The following is a 17,252-nucleotide window of genomic DNA, read 5'->3' as shown; positions in this document are numbered from 1 at the left end:
GACGAGGTCCGCACCCGCCCGACCCTCACCGCCCGAGCCCATGGGGGGTCCGCACCCATGCGCAAGCCGTACGTCCTCCTCCTGAGCCTCCTCGGCCTGCTCCTCGGCGTCACCACCGCGCCCGCCCGGGCCGCCGACAACGGCAGCTGGTCCGTCTACCCGGTCGCCTCACAGATCGCCGCGCGGCCCTACTTCTATCTCACCGCCGACCCCGGCCGGACCCTCACCGACGAGGTCGCCGTCCAGAACAGGACCGGCACGCCGCTCACCTTCCGCCTCTACGCGGCCGACGCCTACAACACACCCCGGGACGGCGGATTCGCCGTACGCACCCCGACCGAGCGGATGCGGGGCGTGGGCGCCTGGGCGCGGCTCACGAAGGAGCGGATCACCGTGCCGGCGCACAGGACCGTCACCGTGCCCTTCACCCTCCGCGTCCCGCAGGGCGCCGAGCCCGGCGACCATCCCGGCGCCATCGTCGCCCTGGATGAGGGCGTCGACCCGGGCAGCGGGCGGCTCGCGCTCGGAATCCGGCGGGCCGTCGGCGCCCGCGTCTACCTGCGGGTGGGCGGGCCCACCCTGCCGGCGCTGTCGATCGGCGGGCTGCACATCAGCCACCGCCAGCCCCTGGTCCCGGGGCTGGGCGCGAGCACGGTGACCGTCTCCTGCACCCTGCGCAACGTCGGCAACGTCACCCTCGACCCCGAGGTGGACCTGCGGGTGCGCGGGCTGTTCGGTCGTACGCTGCTCGACCGGGAGCTGTCCGGGGTGCCCTCCGAGCTGCTGCCGGGACAGTGGGTCCGGCTCACCCAGACCTGGCGCGGGGCGCCCCAGTTCGACCGGGGCGAGGTGACGCTGACCGCGAGCGCGCCCGGCACCCGGCAGTCGGCGGGCGCGTCCTTCCTGGCGCTGCCGTGGCTGCTCGTGGCGCTGCTGTTCCTCGCGGCCGCGGTGTGCGGGACGCTGCTGGTCAGAGCGCGTCGGGGCCGCGTTCGCCGGTCCGCACGCGCACGACCGTCTCCACGGGCACGGCCCACACCTTCCCGTCCCCGATCTTCCCCGTCCGCGCGGCACTGACGACGGCGTCGATCACGGCGTCGGCGTCCGCGTCCTCCACCACGACCTCGATCCGCACCTTCGGCACCAGGTCGACCCGGTACTCGGCGCCCCGGTACACCTCCGTGTGGCCGCGCTGCCGGCCGTAGCCGCTCGCCTCGGTCACGGTCAGACCCTGCACGCCCAGCTCCTGCAGGGCGGTCTTGACCTCGTCCAGACGGTACGGCTTGACGATCGCGGTGATGAGCTTCATGCCTGGCTCTTGACCTTCTGGGCGGAGGTGAGGACGGACGGGCTGACCGGGGCGCCGTGGCCCAGGACCCCGTGATCGTAAGCCGTCTCCGCGTGCACCGTAAGGTCGAGGCCGGTGTGTTCCTGCTCCTCGCTCGCTCGGAGGCCCATCACCTTGTCGAGCAGCTTGCCGAGGCCGAACGTCATCGCGAAGGCGTACAGGGCGACGGCCACCACCGCGAGGAGCTGCTTGCCGAGTGGGGCGAGCCCGCCGCCGTAGAACAGACCCTGCACACCGCCGGTCATCGCCCTCTCGGCGAACAGACCGATGAGCAGGGTCCCGATGATCCCGCCCACCAGGTGGACCCCCACGACGTCCAGGGAGTCGTCGTAGTTCAGCTTGAACTTCCAGCTCACCGCGTACGAGCAGACGACACCGGCGGCGAGGCCGACGACGAGGGCGCCGAGCAGGGAGACCGTGCCGCAGGACGGGGTGATCGCGACCAGGCCGGTCACCGCGCCGGAGACGGCGCCGAGCGTGGTGGGGTGGCCGTCGCGCTTGTGCTCGACGAAGAGCCAGCCGAGCAGACCGGTGCAGCCGGCGGCCATGGTGTTGAGGAAGGCGGCCGCGGCGAGGCCGCTCGCGCCGAGCGCGCTGCCCGCGTTGAAGCCGAACCAGCCGAACCAGAGCAGACCGGCGCCGAGGATCACCATGGGCAGGTTGTGCGGGCGCATGGCGTCCTTCTTGAAGCCCAGGCGCGGGCCGAGGACGAGGCACAGGGCGAGGCCGGAGGCGCCGGAGGTGATCTCGACGGGCAGACCGCCCGCGAAGTCCAGCGCGCCGAGCCGTGCGGAGATCCAGCCGCCCGGCCCCCACACCCAGTGGGTCACCGGAACGTATACGAGGAGTGTCCAGACCGGCACGAACACCAGCCAGGCCGCGAACTTCGTGCGGTCCGCGACCGCGCCGCTGACGAGCGCCGCCGTGATGACCGCGAAGGTCAGCTGGAAGGTGGCGAAGAGGAGGGTGGGCACCGTGCCGTGCACGCTGGCCGGGCCGAGTCCGCTCATGCCGGCCTGCCGCAGCCCGCCGATCAGTCCGTCGAACGCGTCACCGCCGAAGGCGAGGGAGTAGCCGACCGCCAGCCACACCACCGTGACCAGGGCGATCGACACGAAGCTCATCATCAGCATGTTGAGGACGCTCTTCGTGCGGACCATGCCGCCGTAGAACAGGGCCAGGCCCGGGGTCATCAGCAGGACGAGGGCCGTGGCGGCAAGCAGCCAGGCGGTGTCGCCGGTGTTCACGTGCGCGGCGGCGAGGGTCACGGGCGTCTCCAAGCGTGTGCGGGCTCGTCAGAGGGTCACCGGTGAGCGTTTCCGGTTGCGTACGGGTGTGTTTCCGTGACGTTTCATTGCCTGAGGGTTACCGAAACCTCACCGTGGGGCGGGGTCCGCGGGGCCGGGGCCGTGCGGTACGGGGCGGCCCTGTGGATCAGCGACAATGAACGGCATGAGCGTTCGCACCCCGTCATCCGAAGAGCCGGCCGAGACCGTCCACCGCGCCGGCTTCGCCTGCTTCGTGGGCCGCCCCAACGCGGGCAAGTCCACCCTCACGAACGCTCTGGTCGGTCAGAAGGTGGCGATCACGTCCAACCGGCCGCAGACCACCCGGCACACGGTGCGCGGCATCGTGCACCGCCCCGACGCCCAGCTGATCCTGGTCGACACCCCGGGCCTGCACAAGCCGCGCACGCTGCTCGGCGAGCGGCTGAACGACGTGGTGCGCACGACGTGGGCGGAGGTCGACGTCATCGGTTTCTGCCTGCCCGCCGACCAGAAGATCGGCCCCGGCGACCGCTTCATCGCCAAGGAACTCGCCGGGATCAAGAAGACCCCGAAGGTCGCGATCGTCACCAAGACCGACCTCGTGGACTCCAAGGCCCTCGCCGAGCAGCTGATCGCCATCGACCAGTTGGGCAAGGAACTGGGCATCGAGTGGGCGGAGATCGTGCCGGTGTCGGCGGTCGGCGCCAAGCAGGTGGAGCTGCTGGCCGACCTCCTCGTCCCGCTCCTGCCGTCGGGCCCGGCGCTCTACCCCGAGGGCGACCTCACGGACGAGCCCGAGCAGGTGATGGTGGCCGAGCTGATCCGCGAGGCCGCGCTGGAGGGGGTCCGTGACGAGCTGCCCCACTCCATCGCCGTGGTCGTGGAGGAGATGCTCCCGCGCGAGGACCGCCCCGCTGACCGGCCGCTGCTGGACATCCACGCCAACGTCTACATCGAGCGTCCCAGCCAGAAGGGCATCATCATCGGCCCCAAGGGCAAGCGCCTGAAGGAGGTCGGTATCAAGTCCCGCAAACACATCGAGGCCCTCCTCGGCACACCGGTCTTCCTCGACCTGCACGTCAAGGTGGCCAAGGACTGGCAGCGGGATCCGAAGCAGCTGCGCAGGCTGGGTTTCTGAGTTCCGGGTGGGTTGTCGGGGGCCGTGGCGTCTGTGGGTGTCGGGTGCCGCGAGCGGTTCGGGGTGCTTTCGGCACGCCGGCCGCGCGGGGGTGGTCGCGCCTGGGCAGGGTCTCGACCTGCACGTCGAGGTGGCCAAGGACTGGCAGCGGGATCCGAAGCAGCTGCGCAGGCTGGGTTTCTGAGTTCCGGGTGGGTTGTCGGGGGCCGTGGCGTCTGTGGGTGTCGGGTGCCGCGCGCGGGTCGCGGTGCGGGGTCACCGGTCGGCGGTGCTCCCGGGTTTCATGTCCTGCAAGCCCACCACCCTCAGCAGCTCCAGGCGTTCGTAGGACTCCGTGCCCGGGCGGGCCGTGTGGAGGACGAGATGGTGGCGGTGGTCGTCGGACAGCAGGATCTCGCAGTCGAGTTCCAGCAGGCCCACCACCGGGTGCCGGAAGCGTTTGGTCGAGCTGCGGCGCACCGCCACCTCGTGGGTGTCCCACAGACGGCTGAACTCCTCGCTGCCGGCGCGGAGTTCGGCGACCAGACCGGTCGGCTCGGGGTCGTCGGGGCGGGCGGCGGACACCGCGCGGAGATTCGCGACGTGTACGCGCGCGTGTTCCGGCCAGTCCTCCGGCGGGAACGTCTCGCGCGCCGCCGGGTCCAGGAAGAAGCGGCGGACCATGTTGCGCTCGCGCACCGGGCGGGCCAGCACGTCTCCGGACAGCGCACGCGACAGCGCGTTCTGCGCCAGCACCTCCCCGCAGTCCGTCACCACCAGCGCCGGTGCGTCGTACAGCCGGTCCAGGACCAGCAGGAGACCGGGCCGGACATGGGCCGACGCCCGGTCGCGGCGCGGCGGCTCCTCGCCCGCCAGGTGGAAGAGGTGGTCGCGTTCGTCGTCGGTCAGGCGCAGCGCCCGGGCCAGCGCCGTGAGCATCTGGCGGGAGGGACGCGGACCCCGGCACTGCTCCAGCCGGGTGTAGTAGTCGACCGACATCCCGGCCAGCGACGCCACCTCCTCCCGCCGCAGGCCGGGGGTGCGGCGGCGGGCGCCCGGTGCGAGGCCCACGTCGGTCGGGTCCAGGCGGGCACGGCCACGGCGCAGGAAGTCGGCTAGTTCGGCTCGGTTCACCTCTCCAGGGTGGGGCAGCGGGCAGGGCTTATCCAGGGAGTGCCGGTCCCCTGATCGGCAGGTCTCTCCCGGCCCGACCGTCCGGGCGGCCCGCGACGCCGGGGCCCTGTGACGCGTCAGTCGACGCCCCGTATCCGCCCCACCAGCACCGCCCCCGCCAGTCCGATCACCGCCGCCACCAGGTACAGCACCCGGTAGCCACCCAGGTACGTCACGATCGGCGCGGCCAGCGCGGGGGCGGCCACCTGGGGCAGGGCGTTGGCCACGTTGATGACGCCCAGGTCCTTGCCCCGGTCCAGCGCCTTCGGCAGCACGTCCGTCATCAGGGCGAAGTCGACGGAGGTGAACACGCCGAAGCCGACACCGAGGACGGCCGCCGCGACGAGTGCGCCGGGCCAGGTCTGCCAGCCGGCCAGCGCTGCCGTCGCCACCGCCATCAGCACGCCCGACCAGACGACGAACGGCTTGCGCCGGCCCACCCGGTCGGACCAGACGCCGCCCGCCACGACGGTCGCCGTCAGCGTCAGGCTGTTGACGGCGGTCAGAATCAGCACGCCCTGGCCGGGGTCGGCGTAGTCCAGCCGGTCGCGGAGGTAGTAGAGGAGGTACAGCAGCACGAGTGAGTTGCTGAGGTTGATCAGGAAGCGGGTCAGCCAGGCCCAGCCGAGGTCGGGATGGCGGCGCGGGCTCAGCCAGAAGCCCGCCAGGAAGCCCCGCCACGACCAGGTCGGGCGGTCCTGCGGGGCCAGCCGCAGATCCGGGTGGCGCAGCACGTACGGCAGCACGCCCACCACGGTGCACACCGCGCACGCCGCGTACCCGGCCCCGATCCCGCCCGCCGCGGTCGCGAGACCGGTGCCGCCGACCACGCCGAGGATCTGCGCCGCGCCCAGCCAGCCGCCCACCGCGCCGCGTTGGAGCCGGGGCACTCGGTCCGGCACGGCCGCCGTCACCGCCGCGAACGCCGCGTTCAGCGTGAGCTGCACCAGGCACCAGCCCACCGCCATGGACCACACCCCGCCCGCCCGCGCGAGCAGCAGCAGGGACAGCGCGCCGCCGGCCGCCCCGGCCACGATCCACGGCGTACGGCGGCCGGGGCGGGCCGTCGTGCGGTCGGACAGGGCGCCGAAGACCGGGTTGGCGAGCAGGGAGACCACCGCGCCGGCGCCGGTCACCCAGGCCAGCATGGTCTCCTTGGACATCCCGGAGCCGGGCGCGAAGTCCTTCGCCTGGGAGGCGAGCAGGATCTGCAGCGGGCCGAACCAGCCGACCCAGATCGCGCCGTTGGCCAGCGACAGCGAGGCCGTCCAGCCCCGGCCGACCGGCTCCACCGGTTCGGCCAGCGCGGCCGAGGGCCGGACCGTGGTCATCTCTGGGCCCGGAGCACGTCCCGGAACCAGTGGTAGGAGGCCTTCGGGGTGCGATCCAGCGTGCCGTAGTCCACGTGCACCAGGCCGAAGCGGCGCCGGTAGCCCTCGGCCCACTCGAAGTTGTCCATCAGGGACCACACGAAGTAGCCGCGCACGTCCACACCGGCCTCCAGGGCGGCGTGCAGGGCGCGGAGGTGCGCGTCCAGGTAGGCGATGCGGTCCTGGTCGTCGAGGCCGTCGTAGGAGCAGCCGTTCTCGGTGATGACGATCGGCGGCAACCTGTCGCCGTACCGGTCCCGGAAGCCGCACAGCAGCTCGGTGAGGCCCTCGGGGACGACAGGCCAGCCGAAGTCGGTCACCGGGCGGCCCTCGATCTCCCGGACGGAGAAGGGCAGTCCGGCGGGGAGTTCCAGACCGCCGTACTCGCTGCCGGTGCCGCCGGGCGCGCCCACCCGGGTCGGCGCGTAGTAGTTGATCCCGTACCAGTCGACGGGTTCACCGATGACCTTCAGGTCGGCCGCGACGTCGCCGGGCATGAACTCGCCGGTCCCGTCGGGGTAGGCGCCGAGGAGGACCGGCTCGGCGAACAGACGGTTGAGCAGGAGGTCGTAGAAGCCGGCCGCCTCCACGTCGGCCGGTTCGGCGGAGGCGGGCCAGGTGGGGCCGTGGGAGTTGGCGATGCCGATGCCGGTCGCGCCGGCCGCGCGCAGGGCCCGTACGGCCAGGCCGTGGGCGAGGAGCTGGTGATGGGCGACCGGGAGCGCGTCGAACAGCAGCCGCTTGCCGGGGGCGTGGGCGCCGAGGGCGTGCCCGAGGAGGGTGTGCTCGGCGGGCTCGTTGAGCGTGATCCACTGGTGCACCCGGTCCCCGAGCCGCTCGGCCACCACCGTCACATGGTCCGCGAACCGCGCCGCGGTGTCCCGCTGAAGCCAGTCCAGACGGGCGGGCAGGTCCCAGTGGAACAGGGTGGGCACCGGCCGCACACCCGCCGCGCACAGCTCGTCGACCAGGCGGTCGTAGAAGTCCAGCCCGCCGGGGGAGCCGACCCGGGGCCAGGAGACGGAGAAGCGGTACGCGTCCACGCCCAGGCCCGCGAGGAGGGACACGTCCTCCTGGTACCGGTGGTAGTGGTCACAGGCCACCGCAGCCGTCGACCCGTCCTTCACCCGCCCCGGCTCCGCCGTGAACACGTCCCACACGGACGGCTCGCGCTCCTCGACCGCCCCCTCGATCTGATGCGCCGAGGTCGAGACACCCCACAGAAAGCCGTCCGGGAAGCGCGGTACAGGAGGCCGCGGGTCGCCTGCGTCAGTCGCCATGGCCGGATCATCCGTACCTCCGGCAACGGAAGTCAACGCCCCGGCGGGGAACCGGTCCTCATGCACCCTCCTTCAGCACCCGCGAGACCAACTCCCGTTCGTCCTCGCTGAGTCGGGGGTCGGCGGTGTGGATCGTGCGGTCGTCCACGGTGATGGCGTAGTGGAAGCCGTCGGGGACGCCGGCGGGCGGGGTGTCCCGGCCGGACGCGAGGACGCGTTCGGCCAGGGTGTGCCACTCCTGGGCGTCGGGCCGGTCCGCGGTGTCCACCTCGGCCTGGCGCTCGATGCCCGCGAACCCGCCCGTGCGCCGTACTCGAATACGCATAGGGGAGTGTCTAGTACGGAATCACAGCGTCCGCACCCCGACCTGTTCCCATGCCTTCTGCACGGCCTGCAGTTCGTCCCCGGCGCCGTACCGCTCCCGTGCCGCCTTCACCGTCAGCGTGGCGAAGTCGGCGAACGCGGCGCCGCTCTTCAGTTCGCCGCCGGTGAGCACGTCGTACCAGATCTGCCCGGCCCGCTCCCAGGCGTGCCCGCCGATGGCCGTGGCGGCCAGGTAGAAGGCGTGGTTGGGGATGCCGGAGTTGATGTGCACGCCGCCGTTGTCGCGGCCGGTGCGGACGTAGTGGTCCATGGTCGCCGGCTGCGGGTCCTTGCCGAGGTTCGGGTCGTCGTACGCGGTGCCCGGGGCCTTCATCGAGCGCAGCGCGGTGCCGTGGACGTTCGGGGCGAGCAGCCCGGCGCCGATCAGCCAGTCGGCCTCGGCGGCGGTCTGGCCGAGGGTGTACTGCTTGATCAGGGAGCCGAAGACGTCGGAGACCGACTCGTTCAGCGCGCCGGACTGGCCGAAGTACTCCAGGTTCGCGGTGTGCTGGGTGACTCCGTGGGTCAGCTCGTGGCCGATGACGTCGACCGGGATGGTGAAGTCGAGGAAGATCTCGTTGTCGCCGTCGCCGAACACCATCTGCTCGCCGTTCCAGAAGGCGTTGTCGTACGACTCCCCGAAGTGCACGGTGGCGTTCAGGGGCAGCCCGTCGCCGTCGATGGAGTGCCGGCCGTAGACCTTGAGATACAGCTCGAAGGTGGCGCCGAGGCCCGCGTAGGCGCGGTTGACCGTGGCGTCCGGGCCCGCCTCGGAACCTTCCGCGCGAACCTGGGTGCCGGGCAGGTCCTGGGTGTGGTGGGCGTCGTAGATCGTGCGGTGCGGCTGGTCGGCGGCGGCGTCGGCGGGGGCGGCGACGGAGGGTGCGCCGACGACCGTGGTCAGCCGGCGCTTGGTGCGCTGGTAGGCGTCGTGCTCCAGGGACCGGCGGGCCGGGCCGGAGAGCGTGGGGTCCTCGACTTGTGCGAGTTTGTCGAGGATGTGCGGCGGCACGATCGTGCAGAGGACGGGCTCGAAGCCCCCGTTGGTCGTCATGTCCGGCACCATTGCACTGCGTGACACCCGTGTCACTACCGGCCACCATGATTGGTGAAATAGCGGGACAGTGACCGCAACGCTCCGTGACGATGTGGTACGGCGCACGATTTATCCACGTTCTAGTGGGTTCATAGTGGCGGTCCCGCATACTGGGACACGCCCCCGCGTCCTGGGCGGCTCGGCTAGGCTGCTGCGCATCATGCGTTTCGGGCTGCTTCTCCTTAGCTGCCGCGGCGAGGGCCTGTAGACAGAGGCCGACTCCCTCCCCGCGGAGCTTGGTGTTGCGTCGTCGGCCGTCCACCAGGACATCCGGACCTCCGGAACTCCCCAAGGAGCCCACGCGATCATGGCCAACCGCCAGCAGCCCAGCACCATGCCGATCCACAAGTACGGCCGCTACGAGCAGGTGGACATCCCGGACCGCACCTGGCCCGACCAGCGCATCACCGTAGCCCCGCGCTGGCTCTCCACCGACCTGCGCGACGGCAACCAGGCCCTGATCGACCCGATGTCGCCCGAGCGCAAGCGCCGGATGTTCGACCAGCTGGTCAAGATGGGCTACAAGGAGATCGAGGTCGGCTTCCCCGCCTCCGGCCAGACCGACTTCGACTTCGTGCGCTCGATCATCGAGGAAGAGGGCGCGATCCCGGACGACGTCACGATCTCGGTGCTGACCCAGGCCCGCGAGGACCTGATCGAGCGGACCGTGGAGTCGCTGAAGGGCGCCAAGCGGGCCACCGTGCACCTCTACAACGCCACCGCGCCCGTCTTCCGCCGGGTGGTCTTCCGCGGCTCCAAGGACGACATCAAGCAGATCGCCGTCGACGGCACCCGTCTGGTGATGGAGTACGCCGAGAAACTGCTGGGCCCGGAGACCGAGTTCGGCTACCAGTACTCGCCGGAGATCTTCACCGACACCGAGCTGGACTTCGCCCTGGAGGTCTGCGAGGCGGTCATGGACGTCTGGCAGCCCGGCCCCGGCCGCGAGATCATCCTCAACCTGCCCGCCACCGTGGAGCGTTCCACCCCGTCCACGCACGCGGACCGCTTCGAGTGGATGCACCGCAACCTGACGCGCCGCGAGTACGTCTGCCTGTCCGTCCACCCGCACAACGACCGCGGTACGGCCGTGGCCGCGGCCGAGCTGGCCCTGATGGCCGGCGCCGACCGAGTCGAGGGCTGCCTGTTCGGGCAGGGCGAGCGCACCGGCAACGTCGACCTGGTCACCCTGGGCATGAACCTGTTCTCGCAGGGGGTCGACCCGCAGATCGACCTCTCCGACATCGACGAGATCCGCCGCGTGTGGGAGTACTGCAACCAGATGGAGGTCCACCCGCGCCACCCGTACGTGGGCGACCTGGTCTACACGTCCTTCTCCGGCTCCCACCAGGACGCCATCAAGAAGGGCTTCGACGCCATGGAGGCCGACGCGAAGGCCAAGGGTGTCACCGTCGACGACCTCGAGTGGGCCGTGCCGTACCTGCCCATCGACCCCAAGGACGTCGGCCGCTCCTACGAGGCCGTCATCCGCGTCAACTCGCAGTCCGGCAAGGGCGGTGTCGCGTACGTCCTGAAGAACGACCACAAACTGGACCTGCCGCGCCGGATGCAGATCGAGTTCTCCAAGATCATCCAGGCCAAGACGGACGCCGAGGGCGGCGAGGTCACCGGCGCCGACATCTGGGCGGTCTTCCAGGACGAGTACCTGCCGAACCCGGACAACCCGTGGGGCCGCATCCAGGTCAGGACGGGCCAGTCGACCACCGACACCGACGGCGTGGACACGCTGACCGTCGAGGCGACCGTCGACGGCGAGGACACGGTCCTGACCGGGTCCGGCAACGGTCCGATCTCGGCCTTCTTCGACGCCCTGCAGTCCATCGGCATCGACGTACGCCTGCTCGACTACCAGGAGCACACGATGAGCGAGGGCGCCTCCGCACAGGCCGCCTCCTACATCGAATGCGCGATCGACGGCAAGGTCCTGTGGGGCATCGGCATCGACGCGAACACGACACGTGCGTCGCTGAAGGCGGTCGTCTCCGCCGTCAACCGCGCGGCGCGCTGACCGCTCTGACCGGGCGTTTCGGTGCCCCGGCCGCTGTATACGGCGGCCGGGGCACCGTCGTTTCCCGGCCATGGGGCCGATCAGGTCACAGAAAGGTCTCTTACGGGGTACTGACTCAGCCTCGGTGGTGTGGCTAACATCACGCCAGCGCGGCGATGTTGCCCGGGGGTACCTCCCGCGCCCTCAAGGCCGCGGGGGAGTTACGGAGGTGCGACGTGCTGCCAGTACGGGGACGAGACGGCCGTGCCGCCAAGGCTGCGCGCATCCTGCGCATCCGCACCGCGTGGACACCCGTCGGGGACGGCGAGTTCTACTGCCCCGACTGCGGAGGCGACCGCAACTACCAGCGCCTCACCGGCCGCCGCCGGCTCACCCTGCTGGGCGTTCCCCTGCTGCCGCGCGGCACCGCCGGACCGGTCGTGGAGTGCGCCGCCTGCGGACACCACTACGGCACCGACGTCCTCGACCATCCCACCACGCGCCGCTTCTCCGCGATGCTCCGCGACGCAGTGCACACTGTGGCCCTCGCCGTGCTCGCCGCGGGCGGCACCTCCTCCCGTACGGTGCTGGAGGCGGCCGCCGGCGCCGTGCGCGCCGCCGGTTTCGACGGCTGCACCGAGGAACAGCTCGCCGCGCTGGTCGAGGCCCTCGCCGCCGACACCGGCCGGGTCCTCGGCGCGGAGTGCGGCACCAGTCTGACGATAGAGCTGCACGAGGCCCTGGACCCGCTCGCCCCGCACCTCGCCCCGGCCGGCCGCGAGTCCCTCCTGCTCCAGGCCGCCCGCATCGCCCTCGCCGACGGACCGTACACACCGGCGGAACGGGACGCCCTCACCACGGTGGGGGCGGCGTTGACCATCTGCGCGGACGACGTGACCCGGCTGCTGGCGGCGGCGCGCACGCCTTCCTGAGCGGGCCGGTTCCGGCGTACTCCCCGAGGAGTAGGCGGGCCGGCCCGTCACCCTGCGCAGTACCGGACAACTCGCCCCCAGGCCCGACGATCAGCGCCCTCCTCGCCGGGAGTCTGGAAGCCGTATCCGGACATCCGCTGCGAAGGGAGGCCCGATCTCCATGGGGGCCGTGACAACACGAAGGGGCCGGGGGCTGCCCTGGCTGGTGGTGGGGCTGTGGGCGGTGCTGCTGGCCGTGGCCGCGCCGTTCGCCGCCGAACTGGGCGACGTCCAGCACGACCGGGCCACCGACTATCTTCCGGCGTCCGCCGACTCCACCCAGGTCGCCAGGCTCCAGGACCGGCTGCCCGGCGGCGAGACCACCGAGCTGGTCCTCGTCTATCACCGGGCCTCCGGCCTCACCGCCGTCGACCGGACCACCGCACGGACGCAGGTCTTTCAGATCGCCCACCGGCACCGCCTGACCGGCGGCACCCCGCACGGCATCCCGTCCTCCGACGGCACCACCCTCATGTACCCGGTCACCAGCAACGAGCCCGGCACGGACGAGAACAAGCGGAACACCTTCGTCGACGACGTCCGTCAACTGGCCCAGGGCCAAGGCGGGCTGAGCGTGCGGGTCGGCGGGCCCGCCGCCCTCGCCACGGACGCCTCCGGCGTGTACGCCTCGCTCGGCGGCCCGCTGCTCTACACCACCGTCGCCGTCGTCGCGATCCTGCTCGTCCTGATCTACCGCAGCCCGCTGCTGTGGCTGGTCCCGCTCGTCGTCGCCGGGCTCTCCGACTTCCTCGCCCGAGCCGCCGCCTACGGCCTCAACCAGGCCTTCGGCACCACCGTCTCCGGTCAGAGCGCCGGCATCATGACCATCCTCGTCTTCGGCGCCGGCACCGACTACGCGCTGCTGCTCGTCTCCCGCTACCGCGAGGAGCTACGGCGCCACGAGCGGCCGTACGACGCGATGCGGGCCGCGCTGCGCGGGTGCGGACCCGCGATCCTCGCCTCCTCCGGCACCGTCGCCGCCGGACTGCTCTGCCTGCTCGCCGCCGACCTCAACTCCAGCCGGGGCATGGGCCCCCTCGGCACGGTCGGCGTGCTGTGCGCGCTCGTCGGAATGCTCACCCTGCTCCCGGCCGTCCTGACGCTGCTGGGCCGCCGCGTCTTCTGGCCGCTCGTGCCCGCCCACGGCAGCACACCCAAGGCCCGCCGGTCCCTGTTCGCGGCGATGGGCTCGTCCGCCGGGCGCCGGCCGCTGACCGTCCTCGTCTCCGGCGCCGCGCTGCTCGGCGCGCTCGCGCTCGGCACCCTGAACCTGCCCGGCGCGATCAAACAGCTGGACACCTTCGTGGACCGCCCCGAGTCCGTGACCGCCATGGAGACCGTGGCCCGGGCCTACCCGGAGCGCTCCGCGCAGCCCATCGAGATCATGACCCCGGCCGGGCGCGCCGACGCGACCCTCGCCGTGGCCAGGGCAGTCCACGGAGTGGCGGATGCCCGCGAGGGTCGCACCGGAGGCGGGTGGACCGAGATCACGGTGACCGCGTCCGCGCCGCCCCAGTCCGCCGCCGAGACCGCCGCCATCGAGACGCTCCGGCACCGGCTGCCCGGCTCCCACGTCGGCGGGCCCAGCGCCCAGCAGCTCGACCTGAAGGACACCGGTGCCCGCGACCGCGCGGTGGTCGTCCCGCTCGTACTCCTGTCCGTGCTGCTGATCCTCATCGTGCTGCTGCGGTCGCTCGTCGCCCCGCTGCTGCTGGTGGCCGCCGTGGTCGCCGTGTGGGGCGCGGCCCTCGGAATCGGCGGGCTCGCCTTCGGGCCGCTGTTCGGCTTCCACGGCACCGACCCCGGACTCGGCCTGCTGTCCTTCGTGTTCCTGGTCGCCCTCGGCGTCGACTACGGCATCTTCCTGCTGCACCGGATGCGGGAGGAGTCCCTGCGGGGTGCCGAACCGGCGGCGGCCGCGCTGACCGCCCTGCGCACCACCGGCGGGGTCATCGCCTCCGCCGGACTGGTGCTCGCGGCCACCTTCGCGGTGCTGACCGACATGGGCCTGGTGCCGCTGGTCGAGCTGGGCTTCGTCATCGCCGTCGGCGTCCTGCTGGACACCTTCCTCGTCCGCACCTATCTGGTGACCAGCGCGAGTGTGGCGCTCGGGCGCAGGGTGTGGTGGCCGGGCCCGCTGTCCCGGCCGGCGCCGGAGGCCGACCGCGCGCCCGAGCCGGTGGGCGCGTAGCGGAAGATGAATCCCGTGCAGGCATCCGTCACCCGTCCCGTGCAGGGGACCGTCCCGAACCCCGTGCAGGCGACCGTCACCGGGCCCCGGTCCGGCCGTGTCCTCACGGCTCTGGGTCCCCTGCGGCAGGACGCGCTGCTGGCCGCCGGGCTGGCCGCGCTCGCGTCCGTCATCGCCGTCACCGTCGGCAGCGGCCGGCCCCCGGACGCGCTCGGCTGGGCCCTGCTGCTCGCCCTGCACGTGCCCCTGGTCTGGCGTCGGCGGGCCCCGCTCACCGTCCTCGCGGTGATGATCGCGCTGATCGCGACCTACCACCAACTGGACTACAACCACTCGGCGCCGACGGCCGCGTCGATGGTCGTTCTCTACACGGTGGCGGTGACCAACGGGCCCCGGCGCACGGCGCTCATCGGCGTCGCCGTCGTCACGCTGATGCTGCTGCTGAAGATCCGCCACGGCATGGCCGGAGTGCAGGTGAGCTTCCAGATCACCGGCTGGATCGTCTCCATGCTCGTCCTGGGCGGCTACATCCGCGTCCACCGGGACAACGCCGCCCAGGCCCTGGAGCGCGCCGAACGCGCCGAGCGCACCCGCGAGGAGGAGGCCCGCCGCCGGGTCGCCGAGGAACGGCTGCGCATCGCCCGCGACCTGCACGACCTGCTCGCCCACAGCATCACCCTCATCGGCGTGCAGACCTCGGTCGCCGCGCACGTCCTCGAAGCCGACCCCGAGCGCCTGGACCGCACGGCCGTCGCGAAGGCCCTCGACGACATCGCCGGGACCTGCCGCACCGCCCGCGGGGAGCTGCGCACCACCCTGGAGGTGCTGCGCGACCCCGGTGCCCCGGACGCCCGCGGCCCGCTGCCCCGCCTCGCGGGCCTCGCCGAGCTGGCGAAGTCGGCGGGCGCCCGGGTCGAGCTGACCGTGCGCGCCGACGGGGTGCCGCCGGCCGTCGGCGCCGCCGTGTACCGGATCGTGCAGGAGGCGCTGACCAACGCGGTACGGCACGGCGGGCGGGCCGATCCGACCGTGCGGGTGAGCGTGTACGAGGAGCAGGACGCCCTGCACGTCCACGTCACCGACGACGGGGTGGGCGGCGCTGCCGGTTCCGCGGGCCCGCCGGGGTTCGGGCTGGTCGGTATGCGGGAGCGGGCCCGCAGCGTCGGCGGCACGGTGAAGGCGGGACCCCGCGGCGACGGCCGGGGCTTCGAGGTGAGCGCCGTACTGCCCCTGGGGGAGAGACCGTGATCAGAGTGCTGCTCGCCGACGACCAGACGCTGGTGCGGGCCGCGTTCGCGATGCTCGTGGAGTCGGCACCGGACATGGAGGTCGTCGGGCAGGCCGGCACCGGCCGCGAGGCCGTCGCCCTCGCCGAACACGCCGACGTGGTGCTGATGGACATCCGCATGCCCGGCCTCGACGGCATCGAGGCGACCCGGCTGATCGCCGCCGACGAGGATCTCGCCGGGGTCAGGGTCCTCGTCCTCACCACCTACGACACCGACGAGCACGTGGTGGAGGCGCTGCGCGCCGGTGCCTCCGGATTCCTGGTGAAGGACACCCGTCCGGCCGACCTCCTCGACGCGATCCGCACCGTCGCCGGGGGCGAGGCCCTGCTCTCCCCAGGGCCCACGGCACGGCTGATCGAGCGGTTCCTGCGCAGCCCCTCGGCGCCGGCGACGGGCGGCCCCGAGTGCCTGTCGGACCGGGAACGGGAGGTGCTGACCCTGGTCGCGCGCGGCCTCAACAACGCCGAGATCGCCGATGCGTTGGGGTTGAGCCCGCTGACCGCCAAGACCCACGTCAGCAGAATCATGGGCAAGCTCGGCGCCCGGGACCGCGCCCAGCTGGTGATCGTCGGTTACGAGTCCGGGCTGGTGGTTCCGGGGAACATGGGCGGGTGACACCGAGAAGCCGCATCCTGTTCACCGCCCTCGCGCTCCTCACCGCCCTCACCGTCCGCCCGCACACAGCGGCGTCCGCCGAGCCGCTCACCGGCTGCGCCGGGTCGCTGCCGTACGTCTCCGGCCACGGCGGCTACGCCGTCTACCGCATCCCCGCCCTCGTGCGCACCCGGCGCGGCACCCTCCTGGCCTTCGCCGAAGGGCGGCGCGACGGACCGTCGGACACCGGTGACATCGACGTCGTGCTGCGCCGCTCCACCGACGGCGGCTGCACCTGGGGGCCGCCGGCCGTGGTGGCCGCCGGGCACGGCGACACCCGGGGCAACCCGGCGCCGGTCGTGGATCCGCGCACCGGCGCCGTCGTCCTCGTGACCTGCTCCAACAGCGGGAGGCTGACGGAGGAGCAGATCCGGCGCGGTGCGGGCGAGCGCCGGGTGTTCGTACAGCGCAGCCGGGACGACGGCCGGCACTTCACACCGCCGGTGGACATCACGGCGTCGGTGAGGCGGCCCGGCTGGACCTGGTACGCCACCGGCCCCGGCCACGCCGTCGCCCTCACCCGGGGCCCGCATTCCGGCCGGCTGCTCGTCCCCGCCGACCACTCCTCCGGCCCCGGCTCCCCGGACGACGGGGGACACGCCCTCTACAGCGACGACGGCGGCCGCACGTGGCGCCTCGGCTTCACGCAGACCCGCCACGACGGCACGATCCGCCCCAACGAGACGACCGCCGCCCAACTACCGGACGGCCGCGTCTACTTCAACAGTCGCGACCAGTACGGCAGTGTGCCGGGCAACCGCCTCGACACCTACTCCTCCGACGGCGGCACCACCCTGGACCGCCCCTACGCCGTCCAGCCCACGCTGGACGACGTCCCGGTCGTCCAGGGCAGTGTCCTCCAACTGCACGGCCGCGCGTCCCCGTTGCTGTTCTCCGCCCCCTCCGTGCCGACCGGCCGCCGCGCCCTGGCGATCTGGTCCAGCACGGACGCCGGCCGCAGCTTCACCAAACTCCTCACCCTCTCCGACCGCCCGGCCGCCTACTCCGACCTCGTCCAGCTCGGCCCCGGCACGATCGGCGTCCTGTACGAGACGGGCGGCAGGCACACGTACGACACCCTGGAGTTTCGCAGGCTGGCCATGCCTTCGCATCCGACGACAGGC

At 72.4% G+C, this 17,252-nt stretch carries 15 protein-coding genes; 8 read left to right on the top strand and 7 right to left on the bottom strand.

Annotated elements, in window-relative coordinates; all coding sequences use genetic code 11:
• Positions 1 to 57 precede the first annotated feature (57 nt).
• Positions 58 to 1,077 carry a DUF916 domain-containing protein gene (locus AC5WRT_RS20425; RefSeq protein ID WP_496094862.1) on the top strand — a complete coding sequence of 340 codons (1,020 nt, stop codon included), beginning with the start codon at positions 58 to 60 and terminating at the stop codon, positions 1,075 to 1,077.
• Here the strand turns inward: AC5WRT_RS20425 and AC5WRT_RS20420 are convergent.
• Positions 971 to 1,309 (bottom strand): P-II family nitrogen regulator, encoded by a 339-nt coding sequence (locus AC5WRT_RS20420; protein WP_496094863.1) that lies wholly within the window; start codon positions 1,307 to 1,309, stop codon positions 971 to 973. The genes AC5WRT_RS20425 and AC5WRT_RS20420 overlap by 107 nt on opposite strands.
• Positions 1,306 to 2,616: an ammonium transporter gene (locus AC5WRT_RS20415; RefSeq protein ID WP_496100469.1), complete on the bottom strand. Its 1,311-nt coding sequence runs from the start codon at positions 2,614 to 2,616 to the stop codon at positions 1,306 to 1,308. The genes AC5WRT_RS20420 and AC5WRT_RS20415 overlap by 4 nt, the downstream gene beginning before the upstream one ends.
• A gap of 184 nt (positions 2,617 to 2,800) precedes the next feature.
• On the opposite strand from AC5WRT_RS20415, the gene era reads away from it, so the two are divergent.
• Positions 2,801 to 3,754: a GTPase Era gene (era, locus tag AC5WRT_RS20410; RefSeq protein ID WP_496094865.1), complete on the top strand. Its 954-nt coding sequence runs from the start codon at positions 2,801 to 2,803 to the stop codon at positions 3,752 to 3,754.
• A gap of 255 nt (positions 3,755 to 4,009) precedes the next feature.
• On the opposite strand, the gene AC5WRT_RS20405 is transcribed toward era, so the two are convergent.
• From AC5WRT_RS20405 to AC5WRT_RS20385, 5 genes are all read right to left on the bottom strand, one after another.
• Positions 4,010 to 4,867 (bottom strand): helix-turn-helix transcriptional regulator, encoded by an 858-nt coding sequence (locus tag AC5WRT_RS20405; protein WP_496094866.1) that lies wholly within the window; start codon positions 4,865 to 4,867, stop codon positions 4,010 to 4,012.
• Between the two features lie 116 nt (positions 4,868 to 4,983).
• Positions 4,984 to 6,237, bottom strand: coding sequence for an MFS transporter (locus AC5WRT_RS20400; protein WP_496094867.1), 1,254 nt, complete (start codon positions 6,235 to 6,237; stop codon positions 4,984 to 4,986).
• A complete protein-coding gene (locus tag AC5WRT_RS20395; RefSeq protein ID WP_496094868.1) occupies positions 6,234 to 7,556 on the bottom strand; it encodes a GH1 family beta-glucosidase in 1,323 nt (440 codons plus the stop codon). Before AC5WRT_RS20395 ends, AC5WRT_RS20400 begins: the two co-directional genes overlap by 4 nt.
• Before the next feature lie 58 nt (positions 7,557 to 7,614).
• Positions 7,615 to 7,881: a protealysin inhibitor emfourin gene (locus AC5WRT_RS20390; RefSeq protein WP_496094869.1), complete on the bottom strand. Its 267-nt coding sequence runs from the start codon at positions 7,879 to 7,881 to the stop codon at positions 7,615 to 7,617.
• Positions 7,882 to 7,902: 21 nt separating this feature from the next.
• Complete coding sequence (locus AC5WRT_RS20385) at positions 7,903 to 8,973, bottom strand: M4 family metallopeptidase (RefSeq protein ID WP_496094870.1); 1,071 nt, start codon at positions 8,971 to 8,973, stop codon at positions 7,903 to 7,905.
• A 349-nt stretch (positions 8,974 to 9,322) separates the two neighbouring features.
• On the opposite strand from AC5WRT_RS20385, the gene leuA reads away from it, so the two are divergent.
• From leuA to AC5WRT_RS20355, 6 genes are all read left to right on the top strand, one after another.
• A complete protein-coding gene (gene leuA / locus AC5WRT_RS20380) occupies positions 9,323 to 11,044 on the top strand; it encodes a 2-isopropylmalate synthase (RefSeq protein ID WP_496094871.1) in 1,722 nt (573 codons plus the stop codon).
• 215 nt (positions 11,045 to 11,259) lie between these two features.
• Positions 11,260 to 11,955 carry a TerB family tellurite resistance protein gene (locus AC5WRT_RS20375; protein ID WP_496094872.1) on the top strand — a complete coding sequence of 232 codons (696 nt, stop codon included), beginning with the start codon at positions 11,260 to 11,262 and terminating at the stop codon, positions 11,953 to 11,955.
• 160 nt (positions 11,956 to 12,115) lie between these two features.
• Positions 12,116 to 14,185 carry an MMPL family transporter gene (locus tag AC5WRT_RS20370; protein ID WP_496094873.1) on the top strand — a complete coding sequence of 690 codons (2,070 nt, stop codon included), beginning with the start codon at positions 12,116 to 12,118 and terminating at the stop codon, positions 14,183 to 14,185.
• Positions 14,186 to 14,191: 6 nt separating this feature from the next.
• A complete protein-coding gene (locus AC5WRT_RS20365; protein WP_496094874.1) occupies positions 14,192 to 15,433 on the top strand; it encodes a sensor histidine kinase in 1,242 nt (413 codons plus the stop codon).
• The gene (locus AC5WRT_RS20360) at positions 15,430 to 16,089 is read left to right on the top strand and encodes a response regulator (RefSeq protein WP_496094875.1); all 660 of its coding nucleotides are present in this window, start codon (positions 15,430 to 15,432) and stop codon (positions 16,087 to 16,089) included. Before AC5WRT_RS20365 ends, AC5WRT_RS20360 begins: the two co-directional genes overlap by 4 nt.
• Positions 16,086 to 17,252 (top strand): sialidase family protein (locus tag AC5WRT_RS20355; RefSeq protein ID WP_496094876.1); only part of this gene is annotated, 1,167 nt, incomplete at its 3' end. The genes AC5WRT_RS20360 and AC5WRT_RS20355, both read left to right, overlap by 4 nt.

The sequence above is a fragment of the Streptomyces sp. NTD91 genome (assembly GCF_059510455.1).
The sequence above is the reverse complement of the archived record's forward strand: the minus strand, read 5'-3'. Positions and strand labels throughout refer to the sequence as shown.